The sequence below is a fragment of the Psychrobacillus sp. MER TA 171 genome (assembly GCF_023713305.1).
Classification (GTDB): domain Bacteria; phylum Bacillota; class Bacilli; order Bacillales_A; family Planococcaceae; genus Psychrobacillus.
Genome location: NZ_JAMAWN010000018.1, coordinates 26982 through 41524 on the forward strand (window position 1 = coordinate 26982; position 14543 = coordinate 41524).

At 37.2% G+C, this 14543-nt stretch carries 14 protein-coding genes; 1 reads left to right on the top strand and 13 read right to left on the bottom strand.

Annotation, left to right across the window (positions count from 1 at the left end):
- Positions 1-92: 92 nt before the first annotated feature.
- The 11 genes from M3627_RS15095 to M3627_RS15145 form a co-directional block, all read right to left on the bottom strand.
- A complete protein-coding gene (locus tag M3627_RS15095) occupies positions 93-989 on the bottom strand; it encodes a PucR family transcriptional regulator (RefSeq protein WP_169360192.1) in 897 nt (298 codons plus the stop codon).
- A gap of 209 nt (positions 990-1198) precedes the next feature.
- On the bottom strand, positions 1199-1777 hold the full coding sequence (locus M3627_RS15100) for a TerD family protein (RefSeq protein WP_169360191.1): 579 nt from the start codon (positions 1775-1777) through the stop codon (positions 1199-1201).
- Between the two features lie 41 nt (positions 1778-1818).
- Positions 1819-2874: a toxic anion resistance protein gene (locus tag M3627_RS15105; protein ID WP_169360220.1), complete on the bottom strand. Its 1056-nt coding sequence runs from the start codon at positions 2872-2874 to the stop codon at positions 1819-1821.
- Positions 2875-2913: 39 nt separating this feature from the next.
- Positions 2914-4527: a YceG family protein gene (locus M3627_RS15110; RefSeq protein WP_251556367.1), complete on the bottom strand. Its 1614-nt coding sequence runs from the start codon at positions 4525-4527 to the stop codon at positions 2914-2916.
- Between the two features lie 15 nt (positions 4528-4542).
- Positions 4543-5358, bottom strand: a complete 816-nt coding sequence (locus M3627_RS15115) for an HAD family hydrolase (RefSeq protein ID WP_251556369.1) — start codon at positions 5356-5358, stop codon at positions 4543-4545.
- On the bottom strand, positions 5355-6464 hold the full coding sequence (locus M3627_RS15120; protein WP_251556370.1) for a cysteine protease StiP domain-containing protein: 1110 nt from the start codon (positions 6462-6464) through the stop codon (positions 5355-5357). Before M3627_RS15120 ends, M3627_RS15115 begins: the two co-directional genes overlap by 4 nt.
- On the bottom strand, positions 6457-7824 hold the full coding sequence (locus M3627_RS15125; RefSeq protein ID WP_251556371.1) for a phosphoribosyltransferase family protein: 1368 nt from the start codon (positions 7822-7824) through the stop codon (positions 6457-6459). Before M3627_RS15125 ends, M3627_RS15120 begins: the two co-directional genes overlap by 8 nt.
- On the bottom strand, positions 7775-8839 hold the full coding sequence (locus M3627_RS15130) for an HpcH/HpaI aldolase/citrate lyase family protein (RefSeq protein WP_251556372.1): 1065 nt from the start codon (positions 8837-8839) through the stop codon (positions 7775-7777). Before M3627_RS15130 ends, M3627_RS15125 begins: the two co-directional genes overlap by 50 nt.
- Positions 8840-8982: 143 nt before the next feature.
- The gene (locus M3627_RS15135; protein ID WP_169360186.1) at positions 8983-9558 is read right to left on the bottom strand and encodes a TerD family protein; all 576 of its coding nucleotides are present in this window, start codon (positions 9556-9558) and stop codon (positions 8983-8985) included.
- 16 nt (positions 9559-9574) lie between these two features.
- Positions 9575-10186: a TerD family protein gene (locus M3627_RS15140; RefSeq protein WP_169360185.1), complete on the bottom strand. Its 612-nt coding sequence runs from the start codon at positions 10184-10186 to the stop codon at positions 9575-9577.
- A 255-nt stretch (positions 10187-10441) separates the two neighbouring features.
- On the bottom strand, positions 10442-11611 hold the full coding sequence (locus M3627_RS15145; RefSeq protein WP_251556373.1) for a M20 family metallopeptidase: 1170 nt from the start codon (positions 11609-11611) through the stop codon (positions 10442-10444).
- Positions 11612-11786: 175 nt separating this feature from the next.
- Here M3627_RS15145 and M3627_RS15150 point away from each other — a divergent pair, with 175 nt between their 5' ends.
- On the top strand, positions 11787-12335 hold the full coding sequence (locus tag M3627_RS15150; RefSeq protein WP_251556375.1) for a YhcN/YlaJ family sporulation lipoprotein: 549 nt from the start codon (positions 11787-11789) through the stop codon (positions 12333-12335).
- A gap of 34 nt (positions 12336-12369) precedes the next feature.
- Here the strand turns inward: M3627_RS15150 and M3627_RS15155 are convergent, their stop codons facing one another.
- Together M3627_RS15155 and M3627_RS15160 are read right to left on the bottom strand one after the other, a co-directional pair.
- Positions 12370-13893, bottom strand: a complete 1524-nt coding sequence (locus M3627_RS15155; protein WP_251556403.1) for a solute symporter family protein — start codon at positions 13891-13893, stop codon at positions 12370-12372.
- A gap of 5 nt (positions 13894-13898) precedes the next feature.
- Entirely contained in the window at positions 13899-14291 is a 393-nt protein-coding gene (locus M3627_RS15160) for a DUF485 domain-containing protein (RefSeq protein WP_169360182.1), read from the bottom strand.
- Positions 14292-14543: the final 252 nt, after the last annotated feature.

Here is a 14543-nt window from a genome sequence, read left to right on the forward strand (position 1 = left end):
TTGTTTTTTCCATACATTAAGTTTAACAATAGAGATTAATGGCTTATATAGATGATATGCACAAGGTTTTTAGAAATATATTGTGCATGTTGTTATTCATAGTTTACGAGCAAGCTAGCACAATATACAATGAGGGCTCCGCCAAAGTCACGGACTGATATACCTGTGATTTCCTGAAATTTTGACAATCTATAATGAAGTGTATTCCGGTGAATATGTAATTTTTTTGAAGTGATAGAGGCGTTGAAGCCATTTTCGAAAAAGGCACGGACGGTTTGCAGTAGCTCCGTGTCAAATTCAATTGGAATTAACACTTCGTGGTGGATGATTTGTCTCAAGCTTTCCGACATTTCATTGGTTAGGATGGTCGGAAATATGCTTTCGAGTGTATAAATTCGTCCAGGAAAATAGTTGCCTATTCCATTAGAAAACCATTCTCTTTCTAAAGCATAACGTGAAGGTGTTTGTTCATCTACAGGATAGAACTTCCCGATAAAGAGCTGGGCTTTTATAAAAAAATCACTTTCTAAAGCTGAGATAAAGGAAGCCAGGTCCTCTGGAGACTGAGTATAAGTAGACTTTTGTTCAATCAGTAAGGCATTGTTGGGGGCTACGAAAACAAGTTGCACAGCATCCTCGAAAAATAATTGAACGGCCTTGGCCAAGTCTGTATTTTGAAAGCTATTACTCTTTATCACAAGCTGTATAATACGAATTTTCTTGCCTGCCTCAATAGGTAGCTCACCAGAGCCTTGAAGAAAACGAGTCCACCTTTCAGAAAGTGAGTAATCAGAAGGCAACGTTAAATCTACTACTGTGTAGAAAGAAGAGAGTAGCGAAAAGTCCCGAGAGGATACTTCATTCTTCTTTATTTGTATCCACTGATTACTAGAAGGATCATGAAAAGTATGAACGTCCTTATCTGTGTTATTTGGGTATTCTGAAAATTTATGATAGGAAGGAAAGAGGGAAGATAAATCTTTCAGCATAGTTGAACTCCTTTCTCATGAATCTCTTTCTGGAACGGTGGTAGTTTAGTATGCAAAGTAGACATCTAAACATATATATCAGGAATTTAATGGCTCAAAATAGAAATCTCCCAAGTTTCATATGAACTCGAGAGATTTCCTTTACTGTGCGGGCTTGAGATATAAAGTTCAATCTTTCTTGTAAGCTTGTCATGCACTTATTAAATTGCTTAGCTAAGACCAAATTCCGTTATTAAAGAGGCTAAGCCACCTTGGAAACCGCTCCCAATTGCGTTAAACTTCCACTCATTTCCGTGTCTGTATATCTCACCAACAACAAGTGCCGTTTCAATGGAAAAGTCCTCTCCCAAATCGTATCGAACTATTTCTTCATGCGTCTCGTCATTTACAATCCGGATAAAGGCATTAGAAACCTGACCAAAGTTCTGATTCCTAGCCTCTGCATCATGAATAGTAACGGTAAAAACTACTCTATGCACACCGCTAGGGACTTGTTGAAGGTTCACTAACAATTGCTCATCGTCACCATCGCCATCACCTGTGCGATTATCTCCAGTATGAACAACTGAGCCATCCTCACTTTGAAGATTGTTATAGAAGATGAAACTTTTATCGCTTAGTGCCTTTCCATTTGAATCAACTAAGAAAGCAGAGGCGTCTAAATCAAAGTCATGACCACCACTATAGCGATTTGTATCCCAACCTAATCCAACCATAATTTTTGTTAATCCAGGATTCGTTTTTGTAAGATCAATCTTTTGTCCTTTAGATAGGTTAATAACTGACATTTCAATTCCTCCTTTAAATTAGTGAGTACTGAGTAAGTGTTTTATTTTCTTTGACCATCTTCATATTTCTTTTGAAGCTCTTCTAATCGAAGACGACCTTGTTCTCTCATTTTACGGTTTTCATCTTCAATCGCCTTTGTTTCGTTCATCCCACGCATAATCGTTTCCCACGTTTGCTCAATCGTTTCAATTTTAATACTAGGCTGACCTGACATTCTGGCGATATCTACACTTTGCCTAGAAATGTCATTCGCATTTCTTAACAGCATTTCGTTTGTTCGACGGTCTAATTCACTCATCGATTGGGCAACCAAGTTTTGTCGTTTGGCAGAAATAGCATTGATTAGACCAGTTTTAAATATAGGAATGGTAGTCACAAATGCAGAGTTAATCTTCCCTATAAGCTTGGTATTACCTCGTTGCAGCATTCGGATTTGAGGGGCAGACTGATAGGCAACTTGTTTAGCCATTTCTAAGTCATAAATTCTTTGATCTAGTAGCTCAATGGCATTTTGAAGGGAATTTAAATCCATTAAAACAAGCTGATCGCCTCTCTCTGCTTTTTCCTGTAGGGCAGGGAGCTGCTGGCGTAACTGGTTAAGCTTTAATTCACCTGCAACAATATATTTCTCTAGCTCCATGAAATAAGTGAAGTTTTTATCGTAGAGTTCTTCTAACGTTTGAGTAGAAGCTTTCATCTCTTTTTCATATTTCGTAATTTCAATGAAGACTTTGTCTATTTCTTTCCCCATTGTTTGATACTTATTGAAGAGCTTTTCAATTAGCTTCTCACCCTTTTTGAACACCTTGCTCAATAGAGATGGCTTTTCTACAAAATCTTTTTTATCGAACTTATCCATAATTTTACCAAGCTGTTTTAAAAGCTCGCTGGATTCTTCCATACTACTAGATTTTATTGTGTTTAAAATTCTTCCTGTAAAAGCAGAGATTTCGTTTGCTGGCTCGCGACCAAACTCTAACAACTCTACTTGGTTTTTAGGATCAATTTTCGCAACCAATTGTAAAACCTGAGGATCTCTCTTCAATTGTGTTTTGAGTTCATTGCTTTCCTCTAAAAGCTGTTCCTTTTGGTCCATTTCTAATTTTTCTAGTTCCAAACTACTTCAACCCCTATATCATCTAAATTTTTTAAAAATCTTACTTACTACATTCTCTTCTTTAAAAGGCTCATTGAAGGATCTATCATCCATCCAGTGCAGATCAAACATTCCTTCTTGAACCCATTTTTCTATATCCAAATGTCCTTGCGGATTTACCAATATAATATCTAAACCAAGATGATGCATGATGCATAGAGCGTTTGCATCTGCTCTACTCAACTCGGGTCCCTTTTCTTCGTTATAAAGGAAGATAGTTGGAACAAATTGAGGGTAATCAAACGTTTGAAACAGACGTATAACAAAATCAGGTATAAACATGGATTGAGAGAACGCATATAATTGTAATTCCTCATGTGTTTCGTTTCCCTGAGGAATAAGAATGGGATCACGCACATGCTTAGCAATGGCTTCACCTATCGCTGTTTGTGTACCTGAAGGTAGCTTACCATAAGACCACCAATTAGAAGATTTCATAATCTCAGGATCTAACATTCCGTCAGAGTTTAAAGCATTTCGATAATGAAAAACTGGATTTGCCTTTTGTTCCTTAGTAAATGGGAATTGACGAATCACATGGGTATCCTCTCGAGAGGTTAAGGAATGCACGTTGTTCCAAAAACGCTTTCGATTGCGGTCTATTCCCATGTATTTAGCAAAAACGACGGGAATAGTTACTTGCTGACTGCTTACTTGAAAGTGAGGCCGAATCATTGCACGTTCTTTAGCTATTAAGAATGCTTCATCCTCGGTGGTTTTTAACCTTAAGGAATTTATGGAATATGATTTAAATTGAAAAGGCTTATAAAGACCTGAATCATCGTGATGTAAGAGTTCATTTATTTCTTGAGTAGCTCTAAAAGCAACTGTACCAGCAATTTTAGGCATCTCATTTGGAAATTCACTTGGCTTGCTTGCTATTTTGGGAAATTTAAAGGAATGTTCCTCATCTATTCCAAGCATTTGCATTGGCCAGGATTCATCGCAGGGATTAAATATGACGATATGAAATCCATAAGCTCCTAAAAACTTTAGAAACCATCTCTCACTAGGAGTAGCATCACCGTACCAGAGGAAGCCGGGCAGACCAGTTTGAAAGTCTAATTTTTCTAAAACAGGCTCGACATGATTGAATATCCATTTAATCATATCAATCGTTATCCGTCGATACTCATGGTGCTGTGTCCCTTCAACATAGTTAGATTGGAGCTGTTTTAATAAATCGATTAAAACAATCCTTATACGTCTATTTAAATCGGTATCATTGAGTTTTGGGAGTAAAAAATGACCTTCCAAAAAGGCAACCATTCGATTCGGAGACAGTCCTTTTTCCTGGCGATGTATTTCAAAAAGCTGATTAATAGCACGTAGTTTATCAGGTGCAATATTTTTATTAAGAGAATTAGTAAGATTAATCAGCTTACCATCAGAATCATTTAATTGTGTATGCAAAATAGTAAAATACTCATCTTCATCCATAGAAACACCAATAAATTGGCATAATAACTGGGGATATGTCAGGCTATCTTGATCGACTGTCACTATGCTAGGGTCTTCTAAAGAGTTTTTTAGCCATTTCCCAATGTTAGATGAATCCCACGACTGCATCCTTATTGGATTTAACTTCACCATGGGTTTTACCTCCTGTTAATACATATTATAACAAATATTATGAACTTTTTTTATTATTTCCTCACCTGCCAATACACCAGTTTGATCGGTTACTTGGACGTGAGATGGGAGGTGCGAATTATTTAATATAACTTCTCCATGCTGAGGGATGAAACCGTAATCAGCACTCAAAACCATATCTAAGTCTAATAATGAATCACCTGCTGCAATTACTGTTTCTGCCTCTACTCGATCAGCTACAAACTCAAGAGCGAGAGATTTGTTAATACAATTAGGCATTACGTACAACTTTCTTCCTTGTTTAGACAAGGTAAAGCCTTGCTTGTAAAAGAGTTGGGATAGGTCTTCCAAGTCCTCAACTGTAAATCTCTCCTCATCTATAATCATATACACAAACCAGTTCTCTGCCTGTAAAGATTTTAAGACGGAGCCTCTTTTAATATAAGGTTCAATCTGTGATAGTACGTGAGAGACAGAGGTACAGTCGTTCTCAAGCTGTACCTCTATTTTATCAGACCATTCCGGAATAGGTTTACCATTTTCTAATATTACAGCTCCATTGGAAACAATGGAGTATGTTGGCTTCTCCTGAGGATTATACAATCTAAACAAACGTTCATATTGTTTACTAGTTCTAGTTGTGACTGGCAAAAATTCAATGGAAGAGGAGAGTTCTTTAAAAATTTCTAGTCCTTCCTTGGTCATGAATGCTGTCGGATTGTTCTCACGCCACTCTACTATGGCTAGATCTTGTTCACTTACTTCGAGACCTCTAGATTTTTTACTATATATGAGTGTTCGATCTAAATCACTCGCAAATAGAATAGTCATATTAATTCCTCCGATTCTATAAGCCCAATAGCACGGTAATAAAGGTCAGGGATTATTTCAATAGGTATATTTTTTTCTTGGCATAAGCTTAAAATATGCTTAACAGCTTCCTCATTTTCATCTCTTAAGAGAATTTTATGAGGTTTCCTTCTTAATAACGTTCTAGTCGTTTCCCCAATACTAGGCTTTACTTTGGTGAGGTCAGAGTTTTTGTAATATTTGTGTGCGATTTCTTGAGCTACCTGCATGCCTGACCAGGTTCTTTCGTTCTTAATAGGGAATTCATTGAACTGCTTTAGGGTATTTTCCTCTTCAGCAGAAAAATGAGCAGTTATTTGATCGACAAAAGAGTTGGACACATCCTCATCCTCAAGCTCCGCGTAATACTTGGCCCCATGAAAATCCTCTGGTGACTGATAGGCGTTATTTAGAATAGTTCTACTGATTAAGCCAGATACTGTAGAATTTAAAAAGGCATTAGGTATTAGAATATCTTCTCTTGTGCTATATAACGTTGCACATCCACCAGGATCGGAAAGGACTGCAAGGTCATCGTTTAAGTGAAGACCTTGTTCATTCAATTGTTGAACGGATTTGGTCAACTCTTTTTGAATGGCACCTTTTCCTGTCCAACCATCTACAAATTGTAAATGATGGTTCGGGTATAAATCACGCACTGTTTTTATAGCATTTTCGTCAATCCCTTTTCCTCTTAAGATGGATACGCTAAAATGTGGCCAGTCTAAGCCTAAAAAAGTACGAGCATATCTTCTCATTAAAATTCCTACTGGGCTTCCTGCGCGTGCCAAGGAAATGATGACGACTTGATCCGTTCCTGCATATTTGTGGACGCGTCTAGTGACAATGCCTACTAATTGAGCTATATAGCTAGAAAGCTGGTTCATAGCCTGATTGTATAAACGTAGATACTCTGGAGAGGGTCGATATTCTATAGGTAAGGACTCAGAGTAATGATGCCCTAAAGAAAATGCCTTTTCTCGATTATCTATGTTCGATTCAATTTGAATTTTGGACATATCCTTTAGTAAGAAGGTAATGTCTTCTGGTGAGTAACTAGTTTTAACTAAGTGATCAGTCTTAAGCATCCTCTAATCCCCCTCTGTTAGCTGGCGATGTAAGGGATAACCATGTGACCGATCCTTTGCTGTGCAAATAGCTTAGTAAAGGAGACCAGGTTTCTTTATTTTTTACAGACTCTGCTACTACTAAGATTTGTTCAAATTCATGTTCTGCAACGTTATATAAGTATTGTTCAACACCATTTGAATCAGGCAAAATAAATTTACACTTACTTTTAATTGGATAGTGTTCTTCTTTTTTTGCAAAGATTGGGCTTCTAGTCGTTGTTTGGATCTTGGTATGTTTACCTAGTGCGAGAGCAATACGGCTTGGAATATATATGTTTTCTCCTATGCCTATTACAAGCGTTGGTTTATCCCTATCTAATTTCAGCTTCTCAAGTAATTTATGTATCCAGTCGTCCATTGCTGCATGGCTTTCACTCGTCAGGCCAAATCTACCAGTGAGAGTGCTATAAATTGCATGTTCGCTAAAATAGGGCGTGGTGCACTGAGAGGGGATGTCATCTTCTAAAGACACATGAACTTCTTCACCCCCTTTTAGATAAGGTATGACTTCCTCTTTGATGGTAGCTGTATTGTGTAGAGTGAATTGACCAGAAAGAATGGGAATTATTTCGGCATGAATCCCATTTTGTTTCATTAAGTCAGTAAAGTTGTTTATATTTTCTACACTTCTCCAATCCAGAATAGACAATATTTTAAACTGCTTTTTTGGGAACTTTTTATTTAAGGATATAATTAAATTGGAAAGTGTGAGGCCAGAGGTTATTTCATCATCGATAAGTACAATCGTTTCCGCTTCCTTTAACACGTTCTCTGAAGCATATACTCGGTGAGAGGTAGCATGAGAATGCTCTTCTTCAAAAACAAAAGAAGGGGAGAGATTGATGATTTCTTCACGCGTAGTATGAATGTACTGAGCCTCATCAAAATGATTAAAAACAGCATGACCTAAACCGGTGGCAGTTTCTGCGAAGCCTATAAAGACAGTATTAGACGGTAATTTAACCTTATATTTTAAAGAGCTAAGGCTAAGCGTGCGGTCTGACTGGCCGGAATCAATCATTTGAATAATATCCATTAACTGTGGATGAGCAGGTAAACCTTCATTTTCCATTAACATAGAAGCAAGAACAGTCCCAGTTCCTAGTGAAAGAGAAGGGTCTACTGGTAGGTGTTTCCCGAGCAGGCGACTAATAAAGAGAAATTGTCTTTTTTTATTTATTCTTACTCCCATTTCAAAAAGCTTATCTGGATTAAGGTTGTACGGATTATTTTGAACATCAATGGTTAGCTTTAAATTTCCATGTAAATTATATGTTCTTGATGTAGCCGATAAAGTCGTGTGTGGTAACATTTTCATTTAGCACCCCATATATTTCTGCTTGCGCCAGTATTTTTAAAGCCCAACTATAATGAGGTTTAACCTCATTCATTTTATTTTTTGAAGGGCTACTTAAAATCCCATTATTTCCATATCTGTTTCCAACGATCATGCTAGCGTCGTCAAACGTCTCCTTAGAAACAGGATAGACAGCATTAACGATATCTACTTGGCTTGGATGAATGCACGTTTTACCGTAAAATCCATTCAAAAGGTCTAGTTGAACTTCTTCCCATAAGATGTCCTTACTTTTATCATCAAAGTATTCAAATACAGGACCTGAAATTATAAAGTTATCCTCATAGCGTCTAAAAGTGTTTAGAATTTCTGTTAAACAATCTCCAATTAATTGTAGCTCGTAAACAGTTCTATTATATGGCCGTCTAAGGCTAAAAAGGCTAGAGAAGTCTGTTGCCCCAACTCTAATGGTTAATATGAGACGTTCGTAATTCAAGAAAATCTTATAGAGCTTTTGGAGCTCCTCTTGTCGAGACTCTTTATAAATAATCTCTTTTGATTCAATAATAGGCAAACCATATAGCGTAACGGATCTTGCTTGGTTTAAGGAATCCAAGCATGAAAAGAAATCATTAGCATTAGTAGAATTACATTTAGGGAAGACTATACCCGTGATAAGGTCTAAGTCATTTCCTAACTGACTAGCAATTCTCTGTAACTGGTCTACGCTTCGAATTCTTATAAATAGGAGGGGCAAATCATACTGTAGGGTAGCATTTGCGCTGATTGCTTCAGCTAAGGTGTGCAGTTGTTCTACTACATTGTTTTCGGCTTCTGTTAGCGCGTTATCTGAAATAGAATCCTCTAAACACATAATTACACTAGTAAGATTTTCAAAAGATCTCTTGATTAGTTTTGAAGAAAAATTACTCATTAGGCCAGGAATATATAAAGTGGCACCCATAGCAATCCCCAATTTTAGCTTGTCTGTCGTTTTTGAAAATTCTTTAGGAGGTAGATGAAAAAAATTATTCACTTCATTTTCACTTAAACCCTTAAAATGTCTGATGGTAATCACTCCTTGAAAGAAGAAGGGGCTATAGGTCACCCAAGTTCTATTAAATATACTCTTTGTAAAAAAAAAGCAAGGAGAAAACCCTTGCTTTAGAAAAGATTTAACTAGTTTAAGCCAAAGTCAGAAACTAAAGCTCCTAATCCACCTTGGTAGCCGCTACCAATTGCATTAAATTTCCACTCGTTATTGTGGCGATACAATTCACCTACAACTACTGCTGTTTCAATTGAGAAATCTTCTCCTAAATCGTAGCGAATTAGTTCTTCCTGAGTGTCTGCATTGATAATTCGTACGTATGAATTATTTACTTGACCAAAGTTTTGACCTCTAGCTTCTGCATCGTGAATAGTAATGCTAAAAGCAATTTTTTCAATAGAACTTGTAACGTTTGCAAGGTTTATATTAACTTGCTCATCATCGCCATCGCCTTCGCCTGTGCGATTATCTCCTGTATGAACAACTGCTCCATTACTACCTGAAGTATTGTTATAAAAAATAAAATCAGCCTCAGATGCACATTTTCCACTGCTATTTAATAAGAAAACGGAAGAGTCAAGGTCGAAGTCGTTTCTGCCGTCATATTTGTTTGTATCCCAGCCTAGACCTACAATAATGTTTGTTAACCCTGGATTACCTTTAGTTAAGTCTACCTTTTGTCCTTTAGATAAATTAATAGCCATGTTTATATCCCACTCCTTATAAGTATTTGTTTGCTATAGATGAAATATCAGTGTCTGCTGTACCTTCTCCAATAGCCGAGAATTTCCACTCTTCACCATCGCGATATAGTTCCCCAAGGAAAAGTGAAGTTTTCCCAGAATAATTATCAGAAAGATTATAATGTACTAATTCTTGTCTTGTATCGTTGTCCACTAAACGAATAAATGCATTTTTTATCAAGCCAAAATCTTGTTTTCGTTGTTTTGCTTGGTAAATATTAACGACAAATAAAAGTCTATGAACAGAACTTGCAACTGATTTAAGGTTTACGTTAATTACCTCATCGTCTCCGTCACCATCTCCGGTACGGTTGTCACCCATATGTACCACGCTGCCATTGTTAGAAGTTTTGTTTCCAAAATATATTAATTGTTGTTTGGAAGATAACTTTCCATTTTCGTTTAAAAGTAGAACTGAAGCGTCACAGTCTATAGCAGCGCCACTAGAACCACCGCCAAAAAGACTACCTAAAAACCCACCGCTTTTTTGACTTACTGGATCCCATCCAAGTCCAACCATGACACTTTTTAAAGAAGACCTACCTTTAGTAAGATCAATTTTTTGTCCTTTTACAAGATTAATAGCCATTGATAAACCTCCCCAAATTTCTTTATTTAATTAATTTTACGTAACTACCGCTTAAATAGTTTCATTAAGTAATAAAATTTTTATCGTTATTCATACTAATATATTTTAACGGTTTACATGGGAAATTGGAAATATATAAGCCGATATCAGAACAAAGACTGTGACAATTTAAATTCGGTTTCTGCTTTCTCCTGAAGTTTTCAAGCAGAGCCACGCAGAAGTTAAGTGTGAGTCACTTGTTGCTTCATCCGAGCTTTATTTCTTTTGATAGAGAATAGCGGCATGCCCTAACGTTTTAGCTGCTGTTAGCATGGCCTTTTCATCAAAATCAAACATCGGGCTATGATGTGGGTAGACATCTCCATCAGGCATAGCTCCGGTGAAGAAAAACGTCCCTGGAATTTGTTCGAGATAATAGCCATAATCCTCACCAATCATTAAAAGCTCCGATTCCTGTACCTCTTTGACATCTGGGATTTGTCTTGCTATTTCAGCAAGATATTCTGTTTCTTCTTTATGGTTAATGACTGGAGGGTATCCTCTTTCATATGTGAGTGTATAGGTACAGTCTGCAGTCAGACAAGTTCCGTCTAACACGCGTCGTAACTCATTCTCCATTAAATCTCTTACAGCAGGAGTAAATGTTCTAATGGTTCCGCTCAATTTAACCGAATCAGCGATAATGTTAAATGCATTGTCGGCAACAAATGAACCGACAGAAAGAACAGCCGACTCTACCGGATTGACTCTTCTTGAGACAATTTGCTGCAAATTAACTACTAGTTGTGAAGCAGCCAAAATGGCATCTTTTGTGTCATGAGGATTAGCGCCATGACCACCGCGCCCTTGAATTTTGATGATAAAACGATCTGCTGCAGCCATAATTGGGCCGGAGCGATAGGCAATTGTGTGAAGGGGAGTTTGAGACCATAAATGGGTACCAAAAATTACATCTACGTCATGTAAGCAGCCAGCTTCTATCATTGGTTTTGCGCCACCTGGTGCATATTCCTCCGCATGCTGATGTATAAATACGTATTCTCCGCTCAGTTCATCTTTTAACTCATGTATAGTACGGGCAAGAATGAGCAGTGTAGCAGTATGTCCATCATGTCCACAGGCGTGCATTACACCAGGTACTGTAGATTTATACGGAACTTCCTTCTCATCTTGAATGGGTAGTGCATCAAAGTCTGCACGCAAAGCAACCGTTTTCCCAGGGCGTGCCCCTTTAACTCTTGCGACAACACCATTTCCGCCCACATTGGCGTCAAAAGGTATACCAAGTTGTAAGTAAAAGTTTTGAATATATTTGGCAGTGTTAGTCTCTTGAAAGGATACCTCAGGATGCATATGTAAATACCTTCTAATTGTTACCATGTCATTAAAACCTTCTTCTAATCTTCGAAATAAATCATTAGTCATCTTAAAAACACCTCTTTTATATATTTTTAATTAACAATTACTTCTAAAAATTATAACAGATAATAGAAAGTCTATTTTAAATTATTTAAATAATCTATTTTTTATTTTGGTGCATATTTTCTTACAGAACTCACATCATACGACTGTAATAATTTATTGAAAAGGAGAAAATAAAATGATAAAAAAGATGAAGATATTAATCGCTATTCTTATAATAGGGTTCTTAACAGCATGTGGAAATGATGATGCTAAGGATGATAAAACAACAGATACGACAACGGATACAACTCAAGATGGGAATATGGATCCTAATGCAACAGTTGATACTGGGAACGATGGAGAAATTGGTGAAGAAGAAGGAAAAGACGTTTCTACAAACGGAGATCAAAAGGTTGATGTAGCAGATGACGTGGCTGCAAAAATTGCAGAATTGGATGAAGTAGATGTTGCTCATGTGTTAGTGACGGATACAAATGCATATGTTGCTGTTAAAGCGAAAGAAGGAACAGAAGATAACGATGAGTTAAAAACTCGTATATCTGAAAAAGCTAAAGAAGGTAAAGGTAATTTAAATTTTGAGAACGTGTATGTATCTTTGGATCCTGATTTTGTTGGCCGTATGGAAGAGTACGGAACAAAGATTAAAGCAGGGGAGCCGGTTGAAGGATTCTTTGATGAGTTTACAGATACAGTACAACGTGTATTTCCTGATACAGCTAAATAAAAAAGGCGAAGAGGTAATTCTCTTCGCCTTTTTCTTATTTTAACCCGATATTTGCTTTGACATCGACCTCTGCATATTTCTTCTGATCTGCTCTTGCTCCTATTAATGTGCCTATATAGCCACCCAAGAACCCAGCAGGTACTGAAAAAATCGCAGGGTTAGTTAATGGGAAAAGAGCTGTACCATTAAATAAATGAGTGCCATCTGTTCCCCAAAGGTTTGGACTTAAGGAAACTAATACTAGAGCAGTAACTAGCCCGGTGACAATTGCTGTCATAGCTCCAGTGGTATTGAACTTTTTCCAATAGATGGTGTAGATGATCACCGGTAAATTAGCACTTGCAGCGATACAGAATGCTAGTGAAACCAAGAACGCAACATTCATCGTTTGTGCTCCTAAGGCTAAAACAATAGATAGAAGTGAAACCCCAACAGAAGCAAAACGAGCCGCTCTCATTTGCTGTTTTTCAGTTGCTTTTCCTTTCTTTATGATTTGTCCATAAATATCATGGGCAAATGCAGATGCACCTGATAGCACTAGTCCTGCTACTACTGCTAATATAGTGGCGAAGGCAACAGCAGATACGAAAGACATGAGGATATCCCCTCCTAGTGCCTGCGCTAGTAATGGTGCTGCCATGTTTCCTGCTGAGTTTGCAGACATAATGTCGCTAGCTCCTACAAAGTAAGCAGCTCCGAAACCTAGGAAAATAGTAAGAACATAGAAGATACCTACAATCCATGTTGCATACACCACAGAAGAGCGGGCAGTTTTAGCATCTTTTACTGTGAAGAATCGCATAAGAATATGAGGTAAGCCTGCTGTACCTAATACTAAGGCGATCATCATAGAAATTGTGTCCAAGCCATTCGTATACTTTACTCCAGGATTTAAGAAGTTTTCTCCTTGCTCTGTAACCGTTTTCATCTCAGTGAACATACCAAGGATATTAAAGTTGAATTTCCATAATACTAAAAACGAGATAAGGACTGTCCCAATCATTAACAATACAGCCTTAATGATCTGTACCCAGCTCGTTGCAGCCATTCCACCCCAAAGAACATAGATGGTCATCATTGTTCCTACGATTAGTACAGCAATCCAGTAATCAATGCCTAGTAATAGTTGTATTAGTGCACCTGCACCCACAAGCTGTGCAATCATATAGAACAAAACGATTGTAATAGTGCTAATCGCGGCAGCTCCACGTACTTTCTTTTGGTTAAAGCGTGCATTAATCATATCGGCTAACGTATATTTCCCCAAATTTCTTAGAGGCTCTGCTACGATGTAAAGTACAACTAAATATGCTACTAAGTAACCTATACTATAGAAAAAACCATCAAAACCAAAAAGTGCGATAGCTCCGGCAATTCCGAGGAATGATGCAGCAGAAAGGTAATCTCCTGCGATGGCTATCCCATTTTGCCAGCCAGACAAACCTCCACCGGCAGTGTAAAATTCACTAGCAGAGTTAGTTCGTTTGGACGCAATGTATGTGACAAATAGAGTTAATGCTACGATTCCTACAAAAAATATAAGACCGACTGTACTCATGCCATTCATACATAATCACCTGCCTTTTCCTTTTCGATTATTTCTTCCGCATCCTTATCAAACCCCTCTGCTTTACGAACATAGATCATACATAAGGTCCAAGTCATGATGAATTGAGCAAGAGCAAAAACCCAAACCCAAGTTATATCTCCAATTGCTGGCTTGTTTAATATAGTTGTATAAGACGTTAAAATTGGTAAAGAAATATAAAATAGCAGAAAGAAAATCGTTATTGGAACGATAAAATTTCTTTTCTTCTTTTTTAAGGCAACAAATTCAGGGCTGTGTGCAATAGCCTCATAGTTGTAAAGTGGTGGTTCCTTTCCGCTTTTTTTCACTTTTTTAGAGGTTTTTTGAGGACTAGCAGGGTTTAATACACTTCCAGCTTTCTTTGGCATTTTCCTTCCTCCTTCAACTTTACTAGCTTTCTGAATATTAAGTTAGAAAACTGTATTTTAATAATAGGGAAAAATAATAAAAATTACAAACAAAAAATTATAATATTGTAATTATTTAGAAAATTATATTAATATAATACAATTTTTTCTTTTCTAAAATGTTTTTGCTTATGGACGGGTGCAGAGAACTTTTACGATACGTTAACATGTGCATGGCGAGATTGTATTTATGGAATTTTACTACAGGGTGAG